The following is a 22,310-nucleotide window of genomic DNA, read 5'->3' as shown; positions in this document are numbered from 1 at the left end:
GCCGAAGTCTCAGAGGCTTGCGTCCAGCGCCGCCACGATGGCGTCGCCCATCTGCGCGGTCGAAACAGGTGCAACGCCCTCTTCGGCCAGCAGGTCGCCCGTGCGCACGCCGTCGGCCAGAACCTGTTCGATCGCGGCTTCCAGGCGGTCGGCCTCGGCGCCCTGATCGAAGCTGTAGCGCAGCGCCATGGCGAAACTCAGGATGCAGGCGATGGGGTTTGCCTTGCCCTGGCCGGCAATGTCGGGGGCCGAGCCATGTACCGGTTCATAGAGAGCCTTGGGACGGCCGTTGGCCATCGGCGCGCCGAGGCTGGCCGAGGGCAACATGCCCAGGGAACCGGTCAGCATCGCGGCGCAGTCCGACAGGAGGTCGCCGAACAGGTTGTCGGTCAGGATGACGTCGAACTGCTTCGGCGCGCGCACAAGCTGCATGGCGCCGTTGTCGGCATACATGTGGCTGAGCTGCACTTCGGGATAGTCCTTGCCGACGCGGGTCACCACCTCGCGCCAGAGGATGCCCGATTCCATCACGTTGGCCTTTTCCATCGAACAGAGCTTCTTGTTCCGGCGCATCGCCAGCTCGAAGGCCGAGCGCGCGACGCGTTCGATCTCGGATTCCGTGTAGCGCTGGGTGTTGATGCCGACGCGTTCGTTGCCCTCTTCGAAGATGCCGCGCGGCTCTCCGAAATAGACGCCCGAGGTCAGTTCGCGCACGATCATGATGTCGAGACCGGCCACGATATCACGTTTGAGCGACGAGAAATCGGCCAGCGCGTCGAAGCACTGCGCCGGGCGCAGGTTTGAGAACAGGTCCATCTCCTTGCGCAGGCGCAGCAGGCCGCGCTCGGGTTTGACGCTGAAGTCCAGATCGTCGTATTTCGGACCGCCGACGGCGCCCAGCAGAACCGCGTCCGCCTCTTGCGCCTTGGCCATCGTCTCGTCCGCCAGTGGCACCCCGTGGACGTCGTAGGCCGAGCCGCCGACCAGATCCTCGCTCACGTCGAATGCCAGGCCGCGTTTCGCGCCGAACCAATCGATGATCTTGCGCACTTCGGCCATGACTTCCGGGCCAATTCCGTCTCCGGGCAGGATGAGGAGCGAGGGGTTGGACATGAACGGTCTCCTTGCGTTTCGTCGCAATGGCCCTAGCGCGTGGGCGGCAACGGGTCAATGAGGCGATCCGGCCGAGCCACGGCAAATTCGATCCTGATTTCACAAGAGCCTGTCGATCCGTCGGTTCCGGTCAGAGATCGGCGGCCTTCAGCCCTTCGGCCAGCAGGTCCCAGACCCTGCGGATGCGGGGGGTCTGGCGCATGGCCTGCGGCGCGGCCAGCCAGACCTGGAGCGGCGGAATGCCCAGATCGAACGGCAGCGCCTCGACCAGCGGATCGGCCTCGGCAAAGGAGCGCTGGCTGAAGCCTATGCCGCAGCCTGCGCGGACCAGTTGCCAATAGGCGCTCTGGTTGTCGCAGCGCATGGGAAAGTTCCGGCGGCTCGCCGGCCAGCCCCTTTCGCGCATGGAGTCGATGATCAGGTCGCTGGTGTCATAGCCGACCAGGTCGTGATCCAGAATGTCCTCGACCCGCTCGGGACGCCCTGCCCGCTCCAGGTACGAAATCGCGGCGCAGGCGCAAAGCGCCACGTCGCCGATATGCCGGGTGACGATGTCAGCCTGCCGCGGCCGGTACATGCGCACGGCGATGTCGGCCTCGCGGAACAGCAGGTTTTCGGTCGTGTCGGTAGGAACCAGTTCCAGCTGGATCGCCGGTTCGGCGGCGCGGATATGGGCCAGGATGGACGGCAGGATGTAATGCGAGGCAAAGACCGACGCCGTGATGCGCACTGTTCCGTGCAGCTGCTGGTCCTGCCCTGCGGCGGTCAGGGCGATGGCGCTCATCGCGGCGCGCATCTGCTGCGCCATCGGCAGCATCCGCGCGCCGGTATCGCTCAGCCGCAGGCCGCGCGCATGTCGTATGAACAGCGAGACGCCAAGCGCCGTCTCAAGCGCTTGGATCTGGCGGCCGATCGTAGGCTGGCTGCTGCCAAGCCGGCGTGCGGCGGCTGAAAGCGAGCCGGTCTCGGCCACGGCCAGAAAGCTCTGGATCAGGGACCAGTCGGCAAGGGCAGTCGTCTTGTCCATTCAGAAATGAATACATGTTCTGCGAGTATCGGCAATTCTCTAACGCTGATGAATGACTAGTATTGTCTGCAGAACAGGAGGTTTCCCATGACCCAGACAGTGCTCGTTCTAGGAAAGTCCGGGCGTTTTGGCCGGAATGCCGCGAAAGCTTTCGCGAAATCGGGCTGGAGCGTCCGCGGATTCGATCGCCGCACCGACAACCTGATGATCGCGGCGCAGGGCGCCGACGTGATCGTGAACGCCTGGAACCCGCCCTATCCGGACTGGGCCAGCCAGCTGCCCGGTTTGCACCGGAAGGTCATCGAGGCCGCGGCGGCAAGCGGTTCGACCGTGATCGTGCCGGGGAACGTCTATGTGTTCGGCGCCGGTACGCCCGGCCCTTGGTCCGGGGCCACGCCGCATCAGGCCAGGAACCCGCTGGGCCGGATCCGGATCGAGATGGAAGAGGGCTATCGCGCCTCGAACGTGCGGACGATCATCCTGCGCGCCGGTGATTTCATCGATACCGAGACCTCGGGCAACTGGTTCGACCGGGTCATGATCAAGCCGCTGGCGCGCGGGCGTTTCATCTATCCCGGTGACCCGGATGTTCCCCATGCCTGGGGCTACCTGCCCGACCTTGCCCGCGCGGCGGTGGCGCTGGCCGAGATGCGCGGCGAGTTGCCCCGATTCGCGGATGTGCCGTTTGCGGGCTACACCCTGACGGGGCGGCAGATCGCGGAAGCGCTGTCGCGGAACACCGGACGAGAGGTTTCGGTGGCCAGGATGAAGTGGTGGCCGGTCCAGCTGGCCCGGCCCTTCTGGAGGCTGGCGCCGCACCTGATCGAGATGCGTTACCTTTGGAATACGCCACATTGTCTGGATGGTACGTTCTTCGACACGCTGGTTGGCGATTTTGTACAGACCGATATCGAGGCCGCATTGCGCACGGCCATTCCCGCCGGGATGTCAGCGGGCAAGGTCGACCCAGACCAGGCGGTGGCGGCTGGCGCGTGACGCCGTGTCGTGACCTTCCTGATCCGGTGCCGGCCAGTGGACGCCGGCGCCGACGACCCGCCATCCGGCCGAGGGCAGCACATAGTCCACACGCAGCCTGCCGGCGCCATCCCAGTCCACTGTGTCGAGATCGTCTGGCGCGCGGTGCCCTTGCGGACCGGCTTGGGCGGCGCCGTCGCTGCGCGGTCTCGGGTCTTGCAGCCGGGGATCCGACAACAGCCCTTGCATGACCGCCGTATGCCCTTCGCTGTCTTTCGGGTCCAGATTGGCGTCGCCCGCGATGACGAACCGCCCATCGGGGCCGGGGCCGAGCGCGCCGTCGAGAAACACCTGCCACAAGCGGAGCTCGTCGCGGTTTCGCAGCCCGTTGCGATCTTCGGGACCGTCGAAGACCGGCGGCGCGGCGTGGAAAGTCAAAAGCTCGAACCGGCCGGAGGGCGCGTCGATCGGCACAACCCAATGCGCGGTTGAGGAAAGGCGCTGCGCGGCTTGCGCATCGGGCGAAGGAAACGGCCGGCCGTCCGTTTCGGGCAGCCGGGCGCCGGGAAGGTCCCGCCACAGGAGGCCCGAGAAATCGCGCGCCTCTCGGTCCGCGATCGGATATCGGGACAGGACCGCCAGACCGCCCTGCCCGGTATATTGTCCCCATCCCTGCGCGTCGCCGGGGCCGTGCAGCCTGCCGTCACCGTCGAGGTCGAGCCCCGTTTCCAGTCCCGCGTTCGGTTGCCGCGAGAACCGGTGAGGGTATTGCGCCCCCGCCTCGGCAAGCCGCTCGGCCAGTGCCTGCAGGGCCAGGCCGTTGAAATCCCAGTCGATGCCCTGCAGCGCGATCACGTCCGGCGCGGCGGCGGCGATCACGCTCACGACATCCATGACCTGTCGGTCGCCGCCGCGAATGTCGCGCAGCAGCAGGCCGGGCCCGTCGCGGCTGAGTTCGGTGTTGAAGGTCGCGATGCGCAGCGTCTCGGCCTGCGCCGTGAAAGGCAGCAGCAGAAACAGGAGGGCTCGGATCATGCAGCCTGCTGGGCAGCCTCGGCGGTGGAATAGGCGCGGCGCTTTTCCGCGATCAGCCCGGCGATCCGCAGCATGGCCATGCCGCGCATGATGGTGCTGGCCGGCAGAAACGCCCAGGCGCTTGCCGTCCAGATCACCGTCTGCGGATTCGAGAGCGTGATCGGGCTGGCGTAATCCGCTGCCAGTTTGACCAGGGCCGGGATCACGAAGGGCAGCAGAACGCCGACAATGATGTTGATGCGGCCGTCCCGCTGCATCCGGGTCACGACGTCGCCGCCGGCGGTCGGGTCGAAGAGCGGCAGGTTGATCCAGACGTTGAACGCGCCGTTGCCCGTGGGCCAGCCGCGGACGCGCAGGGCGTAGGCAAAGCTCGCCACCGTGACCAGCGCGGCGACATAGGCGACGCTGGCGGTGATCCGGACCATTTCGATCAGGGCCGGGCTTGCCTGCGGCGGCAGGATCAGCACGACGAGCCGCACCGGCGAATAGGGAAAGTCGACGACATTGGCCACCAGCACGCCCATTCCGTGGAACAGGGTGGTTGCGGTCGTCGGCGCATAGGAGTGCTTGCAGATCAGCGTCAGGAAGGTGACCATCGACATCAATCCGACGAAGCGCAGCCGGTTGATCGGAGGAGCGTCCCGGAACTCGATGAAGCTTGGGAAGGCGGAGTTGTATTCGGCGAATGTCAGGATGAACGCGAGAATGGCGAGGAACACCACGATCTCGGTCGCGTTTGCCGTCGAGTGGGGCAGGTACAACGCCGGCGTCAGCACCATGAGTGCCACGAGAATGCCGCGTATCGCCGCCCCTGATGTGCGAGCAATCACTTTTCCAACCCTTTCCAAACTGGACAGGCCGGTTCTTTGCCGAGCCTTTGTTCCAACTTGAGTCCGCCGGTCCGGCGGATGCCTCCTTGTGTCCAAGTTGTGACCGCCAGAGGCATTTCACTCAAGCCACGGCACAGGAAATACCTGATTCCGGGCGAAAAGATGGCGAAACTGGTGCCGCTTTGCATCATTAAGGGCGCAAATGTGGCGTGTGTTTGTCAAATGACGCTACATGTTGTGGTTGTGCCTTGCCGGGCACCAAAAATACGAACGGGGCCGCGTATCGCGACCCCGCCGGAAAGCTGCGACAAAGAGAATCAGACCCAGGGGCGGGCCTGCGCGGCCTGTGATTCGAAATTGTCGATATGCTCGGCCTTCTCCATCGTCAGTCCGATATCGTCGAGCCCGTTGAGCAGGCAGTGCTTGCGGTGGGGATCGATGTCGAAGGTGATCACCACGCCGTCCGAGGTCACGATCTCCTGCGCTTCGAGGTGGACGGTGATGCGCGCGTTCTCGCCCTTGTGGGCGTCCTGCATCAGGATGTCGTGGTGGTCCTGCTCCACGACGATGGGCAGGATGCCGTTCTTGAAGCAGTTGTTGAAGAAGATGTCGGCGAAGCTGGTCGAGATCACCACCTTGATGCCGAAATCCTTGATCGCCCAGGGCGCGTGTTCCCGCGACGAGCCGCAGCCGAAATTGTCGCCCGCGACGAGGATCTCGGCGTTGCGGTAGGCCGGCTTGTTCAGCACGAATTCCTCGTTCTCGCGCCCGTCGTCGTGATAGCGCATCTCGTCGAACAGCACGACGCCGAGGCCCGACCGCTTGATGGTCTTCAGGTGGACCTTGGGGATGATCATGTCGGTGTCGATGTTGATCAGCGGCATGGGGGCGGCCACCCCGTGGATTTTCTCAAACTTTTCCATGTTCTACTCCTGCGGGAGAGGGCCAGCCCCGTTTCCCGCCTATGCTTGTTTCAGTTCGTTGCCGGCACCCTTGACGAAGAGCGCCATGAAGACCAGGCCGAACCCGTTGAACAGCATCTCGATGCCCAGAAGGATCCCGAGCAGGTTCAACATCGCGGCCGGTTCGGCGGTTGCGTAGTTCCAGATGATCGCGGCCAGCACCATCGACAGGATGCCCGAGATCAGGGTCGGCCAGAAGAACTGGGTTCCCCGCATCTGGAACGACAGGATGACGCGGGCGATGCCTCCGGCCATGAACAGGATGATGACCAGCATGGACAGCGAGATCACGCCCTGCAGCGGATGCGCCAGAAACGACCAGCCGAGAAACAGCATGATCGCGCCCATGATGAAGGACAGGATCTTGTTTCCGGCGCCTTCGACCGTGAAAGCGCCGAAGATCTGGAACGCTCCGGCAACCAGCAGCAGGATGCCGGTCAGGGTAACCACCGCGATCGACGCAATGACGGTGTTGCCCAGCACGATGATGCCGAACACGATGGTCAGGAGCCCCAGCAGGAGCCATTTCAGCCAGTCACTCATTTCAGTCTCTCCCTCAAAAATCTAGATATGAGGGCAGCTTACATCAATTCCCGGACATCTGTCAGCTTTCCCGTGATTGCCGCTGCGGCAGCCATCGCGGGGCTCAGCAGGTGGGTGCGCCCGCCGCGGCCCTGGCGGCCTTCGAAGTTGCGGTTCGAGGTGGCGGCGCAGCGTTCGCCGGGGCTGAGCTGGTCGGGATTCATCGCCAGGCACATCGAGCAGCCGGCCAGACGCCATTCAAATCCGGCCTCCTTGAAGATCTCGGCGATGCCCTCCTCTTCGGCCTGGGCGCGGACGAGGCCCGAGCCGGGCACGACCATGGCGCGGAGGCCGTCCTTGATCTTCTTGCCCTTCAGGATCTCGGCGGCGGCGCGCAGGTCCTCGATGCGGCCGTTGGTGCAGGAGCCGATGAAGACGGTGTCGATCTCGATGTCGCTCAGCTTCTGACCGGGCTTCAGGCCCATGTATTCCAGCGAGCGGCGGGCCGCCTCGACCTTGCCGCCGGTGAAGTCCTCGGGGTTGGGCACGGTTGCGGTGATCGGCAGCACGTCCTCGGGCGAGGTGCCCCAGGTGACGACCGGGGCGATATCCTCGCCGCGCAGGGTCACGACCTTGTCCCAATGGGCGTCATCGTCGGAATAGAGCGTCTTCCACCAGTTCAGCGCGGCTTCCCACTGGGCGCCCTTGGGGGCATGGGGACGGCCCTTGACGTATTCGAAGGTGGTTTCGTCCGGCGCGATCAGGCCGGCGCGGGCACCGCCTTCGATGGCCATGTTGCAGACGGTCATGCGGCCTTCCATCGACAGCGAGCGGATGGCCTCGCCGCAATACTCGATCACGTAGCCGGTGCCGCCGGCGGTGCCGGTCTTGCCGATCACGGCCAGGGTGATGTCCTTGGCGGTCACGCCCGGCTGCAGCTTGCCGGTGATCTCGACCTTCATGTTCTTGGATTTCTTCTGGATCAGCGTCTGGGTGGCCAGGACGTGCTCGACCTCGGACGTGCCGATGCCGTGCGCCAGCGCGCCGAAGGCGCCGTGGGTGGCGGTGTGGCTGTCGCCGCAGACCACGGTCATGCCAGGCAGGGTCCAGCCCTGTTCCGGGCCGACGATGTGGACGATACCCTGGCGCACGTCATTCACCGGGTAGTAGTGGATGCCGAATTCCCTGGCGTTCCTGTCCAGCGCCTCGACCTGCAGGCGCGACTCCGGGTTCTCGATGCCGTTCACCCGGTCGGGCGTCGTGGGCACGTTGTGATCCGGCACGGCGATGGTCTTTTCCGGCGCGCGCACCTTGCGGCCGGCCATGCGCAGCCCTTCGAAAGCCTGCGGGCTGGTCACTTCGTGGACCAGGTGGCGGTCGATGTAGAGCAGGCAGGTGCCGTCGTCGGCCTGGTGCGCGACATGCGCATCCCAGATCTTGTCATAGAGTGTCTTGGGGGACATCGGTCCTCTCCCGTGTTTTGAGAATGGCTGGCGATAGGTGACTGGCGGCCGCTTATAGGCGGGCCAGAACCGTGCGGGCAGCCCCGAAGAACCGTTCACGCAACCGGGCGCGGTCCTGCAGATTCGGTTTCGGGGCGGACATGTGTCTCATGCGCATCAGATATAACGCGGCACCGCGGCAATCAAGGTCGTTCTCGGCACACCGTTGGCCCTTGCGCTGGGCCGCCGAAGCCGTTCATTCTGACGTTCGGGAGTAGCGCATGGATCAAGAGCAACCGCCGCAGACGATGACGGACATGTTCGCGGACATGATTGCCGCCTTTTTCATCCAGGCGGAAAAGGTGTTCGATCTGTTCGTGACGCCGGGCTGGCGGCAGTACCAGATCCTGATCGTCCTGCTGCTGGTCGCGCTGTCCTTCCTGCTGAGATTGCTGACGAAAAACCAATGGGAGGCCTGGGCGCGCGCCCGCGAAGGCTGGCCGAAATGGCGGCTGCGCTCGCTGGTCCAGATCATGCGCCGCCTGACGCTGCTGTATTTCGCGCTGCTGGCCTGGCTGGTCTACCTGGTGATGCAGCAGGTCACCTGGCCGTCGCGCAGCTACATCATCGGCATCGTGGCGACGCTCGCCACCGCGTGGCTGGTCATCGCCCTGGTGGCGCGGCTGGTGCACAACCGGACGCTGCGCAAGATCTTCAAATGGTCTATGTGGGTCTATGCAACGCTGGTTGCCCTGAATCTGACCGACGACGTCGCCGGGTTCCTGGACGGGGTCGCCGTCTCGATCGGGGATCTGCACATCTCGATCCTGGGGATACTCAAGGCCGCCCTGCTGATCGGCGTGCTGCTGGTGCTGACACGGCTGGCGACGCAGGCGGCATCGCGGGCGCTGCACAGCAACGACGACCTGTCCCCTTCGATGCAGGTGCTGCTGAGCAAGGCCATCCAGGTCTCGCTTTACGGCATCGTCTTCCTGGTCTCGATCCGCACGCTGGGATTCGATCTGACCGGGATCGCGCTGTTGTCGGGGGCCGTCGGTGTCGGCATCGGCTTTGGGCTTCAGAAGGTGGTGTCGAACCTGATCTCGGGCATCATCATCCTGATGGACCGGTCGATCAAGCCGGGCGACGTGATCTCGCTGGGCGAAACCTTCGGTTGGATCAATTCGCTGGGCGCGCGATATGTCTCGGTCGTCACGCGGGACGGGCGCGAATACCTGATTCCGAACGAGGATCTGATCACCGGCCAGGTGGTGAACTGGTCGCATTCCGACCGCTTCGTGCGGCTGGATCTGGAATTCGGCACCAGCTACGACGACGACCCGCACCAGGTGCGCGCGGTCGCCATCCGCGCCGTGAAATCGGTGCAGCGCGTGCTCAGCGGCTTTGGGCACGAACCGGTCTGCCACATCACCGGCTTCGGCGACAGCAGCGTCGATTACGTGCTGCGGTTCTGGATCAGCGACCCGACCGCCGGATTGACCAACATCCGCGGCAACGTCTATCTGGCGCTGTGGGACGCGTTCAAGGCCGAGGGCATCTCGATCCCGTTCCCGCAGCGGGAGGTCCGGCTGCTGAAGGACGAGGACGACGGGTCCGGCGCGCAACAACTCGCCAAAGAGTGACGTGCCGTGGGCCCCTGGGCGTCGTGTTTCATTGAAATGTCACCTCCGGCTTGCTAATTTTAAGATACCTCGGCGCCGGAGGTTGGCGGCGCGTTGCAAAGGAGGACTATGTCCTGTCTCTTCATACTCAGGCGGGTTTGCCCGCCGACGAACGGGCCGCTGTGATGGCCCACACTCCGCTTACCAGTGAAAATCTGCTGGAGCGCATCCTTTCCTCTCTCTCCGATGACAAGGCCGAAGACATCGTGCAGATCGACCTGCGCGGCAAATCCTCGGTTGCGGATTACATGGTGATCGCATCCGGGCGCTCGACGCGCCAGGTCTCGTCGATGGCCGAGAAGCTGATGGAGCGCATCAAGCAGGAATTCGGGTTCACCTCGAAGGTCGAAGGCAAGGATGCCGGCGACTGGGTGCTGATCGATACGGGCGACGTGATCGTCCACATCTTCCGCCCCGAGGTCCGCGATTTCTACCAGCTGGAAAAGATGTGGCTGCCGCAGGGTAGCAGCGCCTCGGCCAACTGAGGCGCCATCCCGGCCCATATTCCGGGCCGGAGGCGAGAGTAAATGCGTATTAGCATCTGTGCGGTCGGCCGGTTGCGGGCCGGACCGGAGAAACTCCTGATTGACGACTACCTGACCAGATTCGAGCGCACGGGCCGCGCACTCGGGCTTGGGCCGGCGCGTGTCGTCGAGGTCGAGGACAAGAAGAATGCCGGCATGGGGGCCGAGGCGGACCTGCTGCGCAAGGCGCTGCCCAAGGGGGCGGTCGTCTGCACGCTGGACGAACGCGGCAAGGTGATGTCATCGCCGGATTTCGCGGACCGGCTGGCGGGCTGGCGGGATGCCGGGCGGCAGGATCTGGCGCTGATCATCGGCGGAGCGGACGGGATCGACCCGTCGCTGCGGACCGAGGCGGACTTCTCGGTCTCTTTCGGGGCGATGGTATGGCCGCACATGCTGGTGCGGGTGATGCTGGCCGAACAGCTCTATCGCGCCGCCACGATCCTGTCGGGCGGGCCGTATCACAGGGTCTGAGCGGGAACGGCATGGCGGAACTTCTGATCGTTTACCATTCGCGGACGGGCGGCAGCCGGCAGATGGCCGAGGCCGCCGCAGAAGCCGCCCGCGGCGAGGCGACCGTCGTTCTGAAGCCGGCGGATCGGGCCGGGCCGGAAGACCTGCTGCGGGCCGACGGCTACATCTTCTGCGGACCCGAAAACCTGGCCGCGATATCGGGCGTGATGAAGGATTTCTTCGACCGCAGTTATTATCCGGTTCTGGGGCGCATCGAGGGGCGGCCCTATGCGATCATGGTCTGCGCGGGTTCGGATGGCGCGAACGCCGTGCGCCAGATGGCGCGGATTGCCACCGGGTGGCGGTTGAAAGAGGTTCAGCCGCCCCTGATCGTCTGCACCCACGCCCAGACGCCCGAGCAGATCCTGGCGGAAAAGACCATCCCCGACGAGGAACTGGCGCAGTGCCGCGACATCGGGCTGGCCATGGGCGCCGGGTTGAGCATGGGTCTGTTCTGAGGGTTACGGCAGTGTGATCAGGTGGGTCGCCTGGTTCCAGCCATCGACGTTGCAGCGGGCCTGTAGCTGGACCTGCGCGGTTCCGTCGGGGATCTGTACGCCGCCGAGAGAGCGCGTGAACGGCTGTTCCTGTTCGTGCGGATGGTAGAGCACCCGCATTCCCAGTTCGTTCCCCTGCATGTCCAGCACCCGCCAGCCGTCGGCATAGTGATCCCAGCCGGTGTCGGGATGCGAGACCGTCACGTCGAAGCGCCAGCCGTCGCCGCTGCGGGCGGCAAAGGCATCTTCGATGACGGGCGGGTCGGCAAGGGCGGGGCTCGCGAGCAGGGCGGTCAGGATCACATGTCTCATGCGGCGAGAATAGGCCGGATCCGCCCGGTGCGGGATCACGACCGCGTGTCCCGGGGCAGGCCGGGAACGAGGCTGCGGCAAAGAAGCTTACCGGTTTGGCTTGCCAGACGCGTGAATTGGTAATATTACTTTACCAAACGGAGGAGCTGCCATGGATATGCCGAAACCCGATCCGGCGGTGCTGGCCCGCAAGGCCACGGTGCTGGAGCGTCTGAAGGAGGTGTTGCCGGAAGATGCCGTGATCCATGACGAGGCGGAAACCCGCGCCTACGAATGCGACGCGCTGACCGCCTACAAATGCCCACCGATGCTGGTCGTGCTGCCGGCCTCGACGCAGGAGGTTTCCGACGTGCTGCGCATCTGCCACGAAGAGGGCGTGCCGGTGGTGCCGCGCGGATCGGGCACGTCGCTTGCGGGGGGCGCTCTGCCGACCGCGGATTGCGTGATCCTGGGCGTCGCCCGGATGAACGGCGTCCTCGAAACCGACTATGACAACCGCTTCATCCGCGTGCAGACGGGCCGCACCAACCTCAGCGTGACCGGGGCCGTGGAGGAAGAGGACTTCTTTTTCGCCCCCGACCCGTCCTCGCAGCTGGCCTGTGCGATCGCGGGAAATATCGCGATGAACTCGGGCGGGGCGCATTGCCTGAAATACGGGGTGACCACAAACAACCTGCTGGGCGTGACCCTGGTGCTGATGGACGGCACCGTGGCCGAGATCGGCGGCGCGCATCTGGACGCCGGCGGGCTGGACCTGCTGGGCGTCATCTGCGGTTCGGAAGGGCAGCTGGGCGTGGTGACCGAGGCGACGCTGCGCATCCTGCGCAAGCCCGAGGGGGCGCGTCCGGTGCTTATGGGGTTCGACGACAACGAGGTGGCGGGCCAATGCGTTTCGGACATCATCAAGTCGGGCATCCTGCCGGTGGCGATCGAGTTCATGGACCGGCTGTGCATCCGCGCCTGCGAGAATTTCGCCCATGCCGGATATCCAGATTGCGAGGCGCTGCTGATCGTCGAGGTCGAGGGGTCGGAAGCAGAGATCGACAGCCAGCTGGCGAAGATCATCGAGATCGCCAGGCGCCACAACCCCGTCGAGCTGCGCGAAAGCCAGTCGGCCGAGGAAAGCGCCAAGATCTGGCTGGGGCGGAAATCGGCCTTCGGCGCGATGGGGCAGATCAATGACTACATGTGTCTGGACGGGACGATCCCGGTCTCGTCGCTGCCGACGGTGCTGCGCCGGATCGGCGAGTTGAGCAAGGAGTACGGGCTGGCCGTCGGCAACGTGTTCCACGCCGGCGACGGCAACATGCACCCGCTGATCCTGTTCGACGCGAACAAGCCCGGCGACCTGGAGAAATGCGAGGCGTTCGGGGCCGAAATCCTGAAGCTCTGCGTCGATGCGGGCGGCTGCCTGACGGGCGAGCACGGGGTCGGGATCGAGAAACGCGACCTGATGCTCTACCAGTATGCCGCCGGGGATCTGGAGGCGCAGATGGCGGTGAAGGACGTGTTCGATCCGTCCTGGCTGCTGAACCCGGCCAAGGTGTTCCCGCTGAGCGCGTCCGAAAGCCGGCGCATGGCGCGGATGGCCGCCGAATAGGGGGCGCTGCCCCCGTCGCGCTCCGCGCGACTCCCCCGGAGTATTTGTTGAAAAGATGAAGATGCTGAGACCTGAGACGGAGGCCGAACTGGCCGAGATGGTGGCCGGGCTGAACGCTCCGGTGCGGATTGCGGGCGGCGGCACGCGCGGCGTTGCAGGCCCGGAAAACGCGCTGTCCGCGGCGGGGCTGAGCGGGATCGTCCACTACGAGCCCGGCGCGCTGACGCTGGTGGCGCGGGCGGGAACGCCTCTGGCCGGGATCGAGGCGGCGCTGGAGGCCGAAGGGCAGCGCCTGGCCTTCGAGCCGATGGATCACCGCGGGCTGCTGGACACCGGCGGCGAGCCGACGATCGGCGGCGTGGTGGCCGCCAATGTCTCGGGCCCGCGCCGGGTGCAGGCCGGGGCGTGCCGGGATTTCCTGCTGGGGGTGCGCTTTGTCGATGGCAGCGGGCAGATCCTGAAGAATGGCGGCCGGGTGATGAAGAACGTCACCGGCTATGATCTGGTCAAGCTGATGGCGGGGTCCTGGGGCACGTTGGGCGTGCTGTCGGAGGTGTCGCTGAAGGTTCTGCCGCAGGCCGAAACGGCCGAGACGATCACCGTCGCGGTGCCGGATGCCGGGGCGGCGATCCGGGTGTTGTCGGCGGGGCTCGGCTCGCCTTTCGAGGTGTCGGGGGCGGCCTATGACCCGGCTTCCGGAGGGGCGTTGCTGCGGATCGAGGGGTTCGCGGATTCGGTGTCCTACCGTGCGGAGCGGCTGGAGGCGCTGTTGCGTCCGCATGGCGACGTGGGGCGGGATGGCGAAAGCGCCGAATTGTGGCGCGCGATCCGCGATGTCGATGCGTTCCGGGGCCGCGCGGGCGATGTCTGGCGGATTTCGGTCAAGCCCTCGGATGCGCCGGAGATCGCGGCGCGGGCCGAGGCGGAGGGGCTGCTGTTCGATTGGGGCGGCGGGCTGATCTGGGCCCTGGTGGCAGGAGGCACCGATCTGCGCGCACGGCTGGGTGCGTTTCAGGGACATGCGACGCTGGTGCGGGCAAGCGTCCCGACATTCGCCGCGCTGGGCCGGTTTCAGCCGGAAGGGGCTGCGGTTGCGGCTCTGTCAAAGGGGCTTCGGCAGAAATTCGATCCGCGCGGGGTCTTCAATCCGGGCTTGATGGGATAGGCGATGCAGACGACATTCACACCGGAACAGTTGCGGGATCCTGCGATCCAGCGGTCGAACGAGATCCTGCGGGCCTGCGTCCATTGCGGGTTCTGCACCGCCACCTGCCCGACCTACCAGGTGCTGGGGGACGAGCTGGACAGCCCGCGCGGGCGTATCTACCTGATCAAGGACATGCTCGAGAACGAGCGGATTCCGGACGAGAAGACGGTCAAGCATATCGACCGCTGCCTGTCCTGCCTCGCCTGCATGACCACCTGCCCGTCGGGCGTCCACTACATGCATCTGGTGGATCACGCGCGGGAATATATCGAGGCAAAGTACAAGCGCCCGTGGCAGGACCGGGCGCTGCGCTGGGTGCTGGCGCAGATCCTGCCCTATCCGACGCGTTTCCGGTTGGCGCTGCTGGGGGCCAAGCTGGGCCGTCCCTTCCGGTTCCTGATGCCGGATGCGCGGTTGCGGGCGATGCTCGACATGGCGCCCAAGCACATCCCGCCGGTCAGCCGCAACGACGACCCGCAGAGCTTTGCGCCCGAGGGGCCGCGCGTCAAGCGCGTGGCGCTGATGACCGGCTGCGCGCAGAAGGCGCTGAATACGGATATCAACGACGCCACCATCCGGCTGCTGCGGCGGCTGGGCTGCGAGGTGGTGGTGGCCGAGGGCGCGGGTTGTTGCGGCGCGCTGACCCATCACATGGGCAAATCCGCGGACAGCCACCGCACCGCGGCCAGGAACATCCGCGCCTGGGCGCGCGAGATGGATGGCGAGGGTCTCGATGCCATCGTCATCAACACCTCAGGCTGCGGCACGACCGTCAAGGATTACGGCCACATGTTCCGCAACGATCCCCTGGCCGCGGATGCCGCGCGGGTGTCGGGCCTTGCCATGGATGTCAGCGAGTTGCTGATGCAGCTCGCTTTGCCGGAACGGGACGAGCAGGGATTGACCGTCGCCTATCACGCGGCCTGTTCGCTGCAGCACGGGCAGAAGATAAAAACCCATCCCAAGGACCTGCTGAAACGGGCCGGCTTTACGGTGGTCGAGCCCGCCGACAGCCATCTGTGCTGCGGCAGCGCCGGCACCTACAACCTGATGCAGCCCGAGATCTCGGCCAAGCTCAAGGACCGCAAGGTGCGGACGCTCGAGGCGAAGAAGCCCGACCTGATCGCGGCCGGAAATATCGGCTGCATGATCCAGATCGGCTCGGGCACCGGGCTGCCGGTGGTGCACACGGTCGAATTGCTGGACTGGGCCACCGGCGGGCCGAAGCCGCCTGCGCTGGGCAGGACGCAGGGCCGCGGCGGCGACATTCCGATCCTGCGCTGACGATCCCATGACCCGGTGATGCAGGACCGCATCACCGCTCCGGCCCAAAATCGGCGCCGGGGTATCGCCCTATTTTCGCCCCAGCCCGCGCGTATCAAAAGGACCGCAAAGGGAACCGGAGGGGTCAGGTGCGATACTGGATCAGGGCGATGGTGCTGGCGTTGTCGCCGCTGGCGGCGGCGGCGCAGGATACCGGGCTGAAAAGCCTGGAGACCTCGGACGCCGGCCGCGACTGGATGGCGGTGGGACGCCTCGACATCGACGGAACCGGGTTCTGCACCGGCGCCCTGATCACGCCGACGCTGGTCCTGACGGCGGCGCATTGCCTTTTCGACAAGGTCACGCGGCAGCGCATCGACCCGGGCCGGATCGAATTCCTGGCGGGGTGGCGGCGCGGACGGGCTTTGGCCTATCGCTCGGTGCGGCAGGCGGTGGTGCATCCGGCCTACCGCTACGACGACAAGGCCTCGACCGACCGGGTGCGCCATGACGTGGCCCTGATCGAGCTGTTCCAGCCCATCCGCCACACGTCGGTGATGCCGTTCGAGACCGGCAGGCGACCGGCGCGGGGCGAGGATGTGGGGGTCGTATCCTATGCCAAGGACAGGTCCGAAGCGCCTTCGCTGCAGGAGGTCTGTTCGGTCATGGCGCGGCAGCGCGGCGTATTGGTGATGTCCTGCGACGTGGATTTCGGCTCGTCCGGGGCGCCGGTCTTTTCCTTTTCCGGGGACCGCCCCCGCATCGTTTCCGTGGTGTCGGCAAAGGCCGAACTGGAGGGCCGGAGCGTATCGCTGGGCACCTCGCTGGAGGAGTCGCTGGAACTGCTGCAGGCTGAGCTTTTGGCCGGGCGGGGTTTCGGAACCTCCCCGGATCAAGGCGGCGAAGGGGTGACGGGCGGCGCGGCGCGCAACCAGATCGGAGCCAAGTTCGTCAGACCATGATCCGTGTTCTTCTTGCAGGTATTTTGTTTGTCTCTTCCTTCGCCGCCGGCGCCGAGGCCCAGAACAGCGGGTTGCGGCGACTTACCGACCGCGACGATCTGCTGGGCTGGGAGGCCGTCGGGCGGCTGGACATTGCGAATGGCGGGTTCTGCACCGGGACGCTGATCGCGCCGGACCTGGTGCTGACCGCCGCGCATTGCGCGCTGGACCGGAGGACCGGGCGGCCCTTTGCCCCGGGAGAGGTCATGTTCCGGGCCGGGCTGCGCGATGGCAAATCCGTCGCGGACCGTCAGGTCAGCCAGATCGTGGCGCATCCAGATTTCGTCGCCAACGCACCGGTCTCGGCCGAACGCGTGCGCGTGGATGTGGCCCTGATGCGGCTGGAACAGCCGGTTTCGATCGCAGAGGCGGATCCGTTCGTCCTGTTCAGCGGCAGCCTGTCGGATGGCGAGGTCAGCGGCGCCTCGTACGGGCGCGGGCGGGAAGAGGCGATATCGCGTCAGCGGTCCTGCCGGATCCTGGACCGCCGTCAGGGGATCATCGCCTTCGATTGCTACGTGACCTTCGGCTCGTCCGGGTCCGCGATCATGGCGAAGTCCGGGGCGCGCTGGCAGATCCTGTCGGTCGTGTCGGCGGGCGGCAACATCGACGGCAAGCCGGTCGGATTCGGCATGGAACTGCCGCGGATCGTGGCCGAGCTGAAGGCGATGCTCCGCCGCGACGCGCCGCAGCCGCAGGCGACGATCCGGCGTTTGCAGGTCGGCACGGGGAAATCCGGCTCGGGCGCGAAGTTCATCCGCTCGGGCGGGTCTTGAACTGGACGTGACCGCATCCCATTTTCTTGGGTACCGGATCGCCGGCATCGGGGTCCGGAGACAGAGAACGCCCGTCCGAACGGAGGGCACAAATCGTAAATCGCTCTGAAGATGAGGATGACGACAATGCGTACACTTGATTTTGCACCCCTGCACCGCGCCACCATCGGTTTCGACCAGATCGCCGACATGATGGACCGGGTGATGGCCAACGACGTGGCTCAGTCGAGCTACCCGCCCTACAACATCGAAAAGACCGCCGCCGACACCTATCGCATTTCGATCGCCGTCGCCGGATTCTCGGAAGAGGATCTGTCGGTCGAGGTGAAGGAGAATTCCCTTGTGGTCTCGGGCAGGAAGGCCGCGAACGACAAGGACCGCACCTATCTGCACCGGGGCATCGCCACCCGCGCGTTCGAGCGCCGCTTTGCGCTGGCCGATCACGTGCGCGTCACCGGCGCGAGCCACGAGAACGGGATGCTGCACGTCGATCTCAAGCGCGAGGTGCCCGAGGCGCTGAAACCGCGCCGGATCGAGATCACTTCGGCCAAGGCCATCGAGAAGGACGTGGTCGACGCCAAGGCCGTGAACTGAGGTCCCGCGTGATGCGGTGATCCCGCCGCAGGACCCAAGCGCGATAATCTTGTCCTCCCGCGGTTATCGCCCCGCCCCGTGCTCCTCCAGGCGCGGGGCGGATTTCGTTGCGGACCCGGTTCGGGTCAGACCGACATGCAGACGTATTTCATCTCGAGATACTCGTCGATCCCGTGATGGCTGCCCTCGCGGCCCAGGCCGGACTGCTTGACGCCGCCGAAGGGGCCGACCTCGGTCGAGATGATGCCGGTGTTGACGCCGACGATGCCGTATTCCAGCGCCTCGGCGACCTTCCAGACGCGGCTCAGATCCTTGGCGTAGAAATACGAGGCAAGGCCGAAGATGGTGTCGTTCGCCATGGCGATCACCTCGTCCTCGTTCTCGAACTTGAAGAGCGGGGCGAGCGGGCCGAAGGTTTCCTCCTGCGCCACCTTCATGTCCTGCGTCACGCCGGTGACGACGGTCGGCTGGAAGAACGTGCCGCCGAGATCATGCGGCAGGCCGCCGGTCAGGATCGCGCCGCCCTTGGCGGTGACGTCCGCAAGATGTTCCTGCACCTTGGCGACGGCGTCGGCATTGATCAGCGGACCGGTGGTGGTGCCGTCTGCCAGACCGTCGCCGACCTTGAGCTTTTCGACCGCCACCTTCAGCTTGGCGGCGAAGGCGTCATAGACGCCGGCCTGCACGTAGATCCGGTTGGCGCAGACGCAGGTCTGGCCGTTGTTGCGGAACTTGCAGAGCATGGTGCCCTCGACGGCGGCGTCCAGGTCGGCATCGTCAAAGACGATGAAGGGCGCGTTGCCGCCCAGTTCCATCGAGCATTTCATGACCTGGTCGGCGGCCTGGCGCAGCAGGATGCGTCCGACCTCGGTCGAGCCGGTGAAGGTCAGCTTGCGCACGCCGGGGTTTTCGCAGAACTCCTTGCCGATCTCGGACGAGCGCGACGAGGGCACGACGTTGAACACGCCCGCCGGGATGCCCGCCTGTTCGGCCAGAACCGCCAGCACCAGCGCCGACAGCGGCGTTTCGGCGGCGGGGCGGGCGACGAAGGCGCAGCCGGCGGCCAGCGCCGGCCCGGCCTTGCGGGTGATCATGGCGTTGGGGAAGTTCCAGGGCGTGATCGAGGCGGCGACTCCGATCGGCTGTTTCAGCACCATGATGCGCTTGTCGCGCTGGTGGCCGGGGATGGTTTCGCCATAGACGCGCTTGGCCTCTTCGCCGAAGAACTCGATGAACGAGGCGCCATAGCCGATCTCGCCGATCGCCTCGGCCAGCGGCTTGCCCTGTTCGGCGGTCAGGATCTTGCCCAGGTCTTCGGCGTTTTCCATCATCAGGTCGTACCAGCGGCGCAGGATCGCCGCGCGCTCCTTGCCGGTGAGTTTTGCCCAATCCTTCTGGGCGGCCTCGGCCTGGGCGATGGCGCCCGCCACCTGCGCGCGGCTGACATCGGCCACCTCGGCCACCACGTCGCCGCGGGCCGGGTTGGTCACGGCAAAGGTGCCGTGATCGCCTTCGACCCACTTGCCGCCGATATAGGCCCTGGTCGCCAGCAGTTCCGGTTTCTTCAGGATCGATTTCAGATCGGTCGGTGCATCCAGCATGGTTCAGCCTCCGGCTTGGGTTGGGTTGCGCGCACAAAATCAGGTGTTCCGGTCCCTGTCTATGTCCACTGCGGATGGTGAATCAAGGTGAATTTGATCAAATTCAGGACGCATGGGCGGCCACGGATATAGCGCTTGATCGAATCTCGCGGATACGGCACAAATTGCGCGGGCTCTGGCGATGGCGTCGCCTCATGCGGGATGCATGTGCCCAATCCCCCGTCCTGAACGCCGGGACCTTTCTTTTCAAGGAGGGTCACTATGACTGTTGTTCCCAACTACCAGAACTTCAATGCCGCCACCGCGCGTCCCGATTTCTACCGGTTCCACAATGGCGAAAAGGCGCCGCTGCAATTCGCGGAGGCTGAGTACGAGGCCCGCGTCGCCAAGCTGCGCAAGATCCTGATCGATCTGGGCGTCGAGGCCGCCGTCTTCACCTCGATGCACAACATCTCGTATTATTCCGGCTTCACCTATTGCTCGTTCGGGCGGCCCTACGGGCTGGTGGTGACGGCGTCGGACTGCGTGACGATCTCGGCCGGCATCGATGCCGGGCAGCCCTGGCGGCGCTGCTACGGCGACAACATCACCTATACCGACTGGCAGCGCGACAACTTCTGGCGGGCGATCCTGTCGGTCACTGGCGCGGGCAAGGCGATCGGCTATGAAAGCGACCATCTGAGCCTGCTGCAGAAGGGCAAGCTGGACGCGTTCCTGAAGCCGTCGAAGGCGGTCGACCTTTACGAGGCGACCATGCGGCAGCGGATGCACAAGAGCGCGGCGGAGCTTGAGATGATCCGCGCCGGCGCCGCCGTCGCCGATGTCGGCGGCTATGCGATCCGCGACGCGGTCAAGGAAGGCGTGCGCGAGATCGACGTGGCCATGGCCGGCCGCGACGCGATGGAGCTGGAAATCGCCAAGCGGTTCCCGGAAGCCGAGTACCGCGACACCTGGGTCTGGTTCCAGTCGGGCATCAACACCGATGGCGCGCACAACCCGGTGACGGGTCGGGTGCTGCAGCGGGGCGATATCCTGTCGCTCAACACGTTCCCGATGATCTCCGGCTATTACACGGCGCTGGAGCGGACCATGTTCGTGGGCGAGGTCGACGGGGCCAGCCTGAAGATCTGGGAGGCGAATATCGGCGCGCACGAGCTGGGGATTTCGCTGTTGAAACCCGGCGCGAGCTGCGCCGAAGTTACCCACCAGATCAACCAGTTCTTCGCCGAGCGCGACCTGCTGCAGTACCGCAGCTTCGGCTACGGCCATTCCTTCGGCGTGCTGTCGCATTACTACGGCCGCGAGGCGGGACTGGAACTGCGCGAGGACATCGACACGGTGCTGGAGCCGGGCATGGTGATCTCGATGGAGCCGATGCTGACCATCGCCGATGGCCAACCCGGCGCCGGCGGCTACCGCGAGCATGACATCCTGATCATCACCGAGGATGGCAACGAGAACATCACCGGCTATCCCTACGGGCCGGAGTTCAACGTCGTCGGCTGAGGAGAATGGCCCTTATGGGCCATGCCTCCGGCGGGAGTATTTTCAGAAAAGATGAAGCGGGGCCGCCCGATACCGGACGGCCCTTTGCCTTTGGCGGGTCTGTCGGGACCATCCGGCGCTATCCAAGTCCCTTTTCTTTTTGTCGTCGGTTTGCCAGTGTTCTCTTGGAAATTGACAGGGCGGGGGATGTAAACGCTTGTAACATTCCCTATCTTACAGAGATATAACGACAAAAGGATGCTTCGGGATGTCGAACCAGCAATTTGACGCCTTGATCGAGGAAACTCAGCAAAGGGTGCGCGAAAGTCGGGCCCAGATCGAGGGCCTGACCAGCCGGATCGAGGCCGCGCGCGCCAAGATCGATGCCGGCGAGGCGGATATCGACATCGAGAATGCCACGCTGGAGGATGTTCATGCCCATACCGAGGTGATGAACGCCAATATCGCCGAGCTGATCATGGGGCTCGACGATGTGACCAGCGCGTTTTCCAAGGATTTCGACGAGATGCGGTCGAAAACCGGGTGGGAAAGCTTTGTCGGCGTCTTTTCCAAGGGCAAGTCCGAGTCGATGCGGCAGGAGCGGATGCGCTCGGCCAATATCGACGACAAGCTGCAGGATCTGATCGCAAAGTCGGACGTGATCGTGAAGCTGCTGCAGGGGCAGCTGGCGGTGCTGGAAGAGCAGCGCGGAAAGGTCGAGACCAACCTGTCGGCGACGCTGGACGACCGCGAGGCGACGGTGGCGGCGCTGGAGACGGTGCGGGCCGAGATTCTGGCGATGGACCCGAAGATCATCGAGTTGGAGAACAAAATCAGCGTCGAACAGGACGCCGCCGCCCGGACCAAGCTGGAGACGCAACTGGCGGAGTTGAACACCGAGTACAACGCCAAGGTGCAGGACGAGCAGGTCAAGCTTGCCAAGTCGCAGACGTTGGAACGTTACATCGAGAAGGGCAAGAGCTGGGTGGATTCGCTGCAGAACCAGGCGGCGACGCAGATGGTTCTGATCAACAAGCTGCAGACGGATACGCAACAGCGGGTGGTGCTGTACGACGCGCTGACCAAGTCGCTGAAGACGGCGCAGCAGCAGGACGTGGCCCACCGCATCAACGAGATCGGCGTGCAGACCGACCAGGAGGCGCAGACCGCCATGGCCGCCATCGGCACCGCCACCAACCAGAAGATGGCCGACATGCTGGAGGCGCATGAGGGCCACATGGTGTTCGCCCGCGAAGTGCTGGAGAAGAAGGCCAAGGCGGATGAGCGTTTCGCCCGGAGGTTCGCGGCGATCGTCGAGAAGCACGACAAGAATTTGTATGGGGGGTGAG

Annotated in this window: 23 protein-coding genes; 13 read left to right on the top strand and 10 right to left on the bottom strand. The window is 65.2% G+C overall.

Going from position 1 to position 22,310, the window contains the following annotated elements; translation table 11 throughout:
* Nucleotides 1-9: 9 nt before the first annotated feature.
* Nucleotides 10-1,113, bottom strand: coding sequence for a 3-isopropylmalate dehydrogenase (gene leuB, locus FGK63_RS13580; RefSeq protein WP_138843112.1), 1,104 nt, complete (start codon nucleotides 1,111-1,113; stop codon nucleotides 10-12).
* Between the two features lie 130 nt (nucleotides 1,114-1,243).
* The gene (locus FGK63_RS13575) at nucleotides 1,244-2,140 is read right to left on the bottom strand and encodes a LysR family transcriptional regulator (protein ID WP_138843110.1); all 897 of its coding nucleotides are present in this window, start codon (nucleotides 2,138-2,140) and stop codon (nucleotides 1,244-1,246) included.
* 87 nt (nucleotides 2,141-2,227) lie between these two features.
* On the opposite strand from FGK63_RS13575, the gene FGK63_RS13570 reads away from it, so the two are divergent.
* Entirely contained in the window at nucleotides 2,228-3,136 is a 909-nt protein-coding gene (locus FGK63_RS13570) for an NAD-dependent epimerase/dehydratase family protein (protein ID WP_138843108.1), read from the top strand.
* Here the strand turns inward: FGK63_RS13570 and FGK63_RS13565 are convergent.
* From FGK63_RS13565 to leuC, 6 genes are all read right to left on the bottom strand, one after another.
* Nucleotides 3,089-4,150 (bottom strand): endonuclease/exonuclease/phosphatase family protein, encoded by a 1,062-nt coding sequence (locus FGK63_RS13565; protein ID WP_138843106.1) that lies wholly within the window; start codon nucleotides 4,148-4,150, stop codon nucleotides 3,089-3,091. The two genes, FGK63_RS13570 and FGK63_RS13565, sit on opposite strands and share 48 nt — an antisense overlap.
* On the bottom strand, nucleotides 4,147-4,980 hold the full coding sequence (locus FGK63_RS13560) for a hypothetical protein (RefSeq protein ID WP_138843104.1): 834 nt from the start codon (nucleotides 4,978-4,980) through the stop codon (nucleotides 4,147-4,149). Before FGK63_RS13560 ends, FGK63_RS13565 begins: the two co-directional genes overlap by 4 nt.
* Nucleotides 4,977-5,168, bottom strand: a complete 192-nt coding sequence (locus tag FGK63_RS20970; protein ID WP_218961142.1) for a hypothetical protein — start codon at nucleotides 5,166-5,168, stop codon at nucleotides 4,977-4,979. The genes FGK63_RS13560 and FGK63_RS20970 overlap by 4 nt, the downstream gene beginning before the upstream one ends.
* A gap of 129 nt (nucleotides 5,169-5,297) precedes the next feature.
* A complete protein-coding gene (leuD, locus tag FGK63_RS13555; protein WP_138843102.1) occupies nucleotides 5,298-5,903 on the bottom strand; it encodes a 3-isopropylmalate dehydratase small subunit in 606 nt (201 codons plus the stop codon).
* 39 nt (nucleotides 5,904-5,942) lie between these two features.
* Nucleotides 5,943-6,485 (bottom strand): HdeD family acid-resistance protein, encoded by a 543-nt coding sequence (locus FGK63_RS13550; RefSeq protein ID WP_138843100.1) that lies wholly within the window; start codon nucleotides 6,483-6,485, stop codon nucleotides 5,943-5,945.
* 38 nt (nucleotides 6,486-6,523) lie between these two features.
* Nucleotides 6,524-7,927, bottom strand: coding sequence for a 3-isopropylmalate dehydratase large subunit (leuC, locus tag FGK63_RS13545; RefSeq protein ID WP_138843099.1), 1,404 nt, complete (start codon nucleotides 7,925-7,927; stop codon nucleotides 6,524-6,526).
* Nucleotides 7,928-8,187: 260 nt separating this feature from the next.
* On the opposite strand from leuC, the gene FGK63_RS13535 reads away from it, so the two are divergent.
* From FGK63_RS13535 to FGK63_RS13520, 4 genes are all read left to right on the top strand, one after another.
* Nucleotides 8,188-9,549 carry a mechanosensitive ion channel family protein gene (locus tag FGK63_RS13535; protein WP_138843094.1) on the top strand — a complete coding sequence of 454 codons (1,362 nt, stop codon included), beginning with the start codon at nucleotides 8,188-8,190 and terminating at the stop codon, nucleotides 9,547-9,549.
* A 164-nt stretch (nucleotides 9,550-9,713) separates the two neighbouring features.
* Nucleotides 9,714-10,073, top strand: a complete 360-nt coding sequence (gene rsfS, locus FGK63_RS13530) for a ribosome silencing factor (protein ID WP_138843092.1) — start codon at nucleotides 9,714-9,716, stop codon at nucleotides 10,071-10,073.
* Between the two features lie 42 nt (nucleotides 10,074-10,115).
* Entirely contained in the window at nucleotides 10,116-10,586 is a 471-nt protein-coding gene (gene rlmH, locus FGK63_RS13525; protein WP_138843090.1) for a 23S rRNA (pseudouridine(1915)-N(3))-methyltransferase RlmH, read from the top strand.
* 11 nt (nucleotides 10,587-10,597) lie between these two features.
* On the top strand, nucleotides 10,598-11,083 hold the full coding sequence (locus FGK63_RS13520) for a flavodoxin family protein (protein WP_138843088.1): 486 nt from the start codon (nucleotides 10,598-10,600) through the stop codon (nucleotides 11,081-11,083).
* A 3-nt stretch (nucleotides 11,084-11,086) separates the two neighbouring features.
* Here the strand turns inward: FGK63_RS13520 and FGK63_RS13515 are convergent, their stop codons facing one another.
* Nucleotides 11,087-11,434 (bottom strand): hypothetical protein, encoded by a 348-nt coding sequence (locus FGK63_RS13515; RefSeq protein ID WP_138843369.1) that lies wholly within the window; start codon nucleotides 11,432-11,434, stop codon nucleotides 11,087-11,089.
* Between the two features lie 151 nt (nucleotides 11,435-11,585).
* On the opposite strand from FGK63_RS13515, the gene FGK63_RS13510 reads away from it, so the two are divergent.
* The 6 genes from FGK63_RS13510 to FGK63_RS13485 all read left to right on the top strand — a co-directional run bounded on the left by FGK63_RS13510 (nucleotide 11,586) and on the right by FGK63_RS13485 (nucleotide 17,875).
* A complete protein-coding gene (locus tag FGK63_RS13510) occupies nucleotides 11,586-13,034 on the top strand; it encodes an FAD-linked oxidase C-terminal domain-containing protein (protein ID WP_138843086.1) in 1,449 nt (482 codons plus the stop codon).
* A 64-nt stretch (nucleotides 13,035-13,098) separates the two neighbouring features.
* On the top strand, nucleotides 13,099-14,199 hold the full coding sequence (locus FGK63_RS13505; protein ID WP_138843367.1) for an FAD-binding protein: 1,101 nt from the start codon (nucleotides 13,099-13,101) through the stop codon (nucleotides 14,197-14,199).
* A gap of 3 nt (nucleotides 14,200-14,202) precedes the next feature.
* Nucleotides 14,203-15,525, top strand: coding sequence for a glycolate oxidase subunit GlcF (glcF, locus tag FGK63_RS13500; RefSeq protein WP_138843084.1), 1,323 nt, complete (start codon nucleotides 14,203-14,205; stop codon nucleotides 15,523-15,525).
* A 128-nt stretch (nucleotides 15,526-15,653) separates the two neighbouring features.
* A complete protein-coding gene (locus FGK63_RS13495) occupies nucleotides 15,654-16,466 on the top strand; it encodes a trypsin-like serine peptidase (protein ID WP_246044027.1) in 813 nt (270 codons plus the stop codon).
* Entirely contained in the window at nucleotides 16,463-17,281 is an 819-nt protein-coding gene (locus tag FGK63_RS13490) for a trypsin-like serine peptidase (protein WP_138843082.1), read from the top strand. The genes FGK63_RS13495 and FGK63_RS13490 overlap by 4 nt, the downstream gene beginning before the upstream one ends.
* A gap of 126 nt (nucleotides 17,282-17,407) precedes the next feature.
* The gene (locus FGK63_RS13485; RefSeq protein WP_138843080.1) at nucleotides 17,408-17,875 is read left to right on the top strand and encodes an Hsp20 family protein; all 468 of its coding nucleotides are present in this window, start codon (nucleotides 17,408-17,410) and stop codon (nucleotides 17,873-17,875) included.
* 125 nt (nucleotides 17,876-18,000) lie between these two features.
* Here FGK63_RS13485 and FGK63_RS13480 read toward each other — a convergent pair whose 3' ends face one another.
* A complete protein-coding gene (locus FGK63_RS13480; RefSeq protein WP_138843078.1) occupies nucleotides 18,001-19,476 on the bottom strand; it encodes an NAD-dependent succinate-semialdehyde dehydrogenase in 1,476 nt (491 codons plus the stop codon).
* Between the two features lie 261 nt (nucleotides 19,477-19,737).
* Here FGK63_RS13480 and FGK63_RS13475 point away from each other — a divergent pair, with 261 nt between their 5' ends.
* Both FGK63_RS13475 and FGK63_RS13470 read left to right on the top strand, forming a co-directional pair.
* Complete coding sequence (locus tag FGK63_RS13475; RefSeq protein ID WP_138843076.1) at nucleotides 19,738-20,982, top strand: aminopeptidase P family protein; 1,245 nt, start codon at nucleotides 19,738-19,740, stop codon at nucleotides 20,980-20,982.
* Between the two features lie 247 nt (nucleotides 20,983-21,229).
* Nucleotides 21,230-22,309, top strand: a complete 1,080-nt coding sequence (locus FGK63_RS13470; RefSeq protein WP_138843074.1) for a hypothetical protein — start codon at nucleotides 21,230-21,232, stop codon at nucleotides 22,307-22,309.
* Nucleotide 22,310: the final 1 nt, after the last annotated feature.

Source organism: Ruegeria sediminis (genome assembly GCF_005938215.1).
Lineage (GTDB): Bacteria > Pseudomonadota > Alphaproteobacteria > Rhodobacterales > Rhodobacteraceae > Ruegeria > Ruegeria sediminis.
The sequence above is the reverse complement of the archived record's forward strand: the minus strand, read 5'-3'. Positions and strand labels throughout refer to the sequence as shown.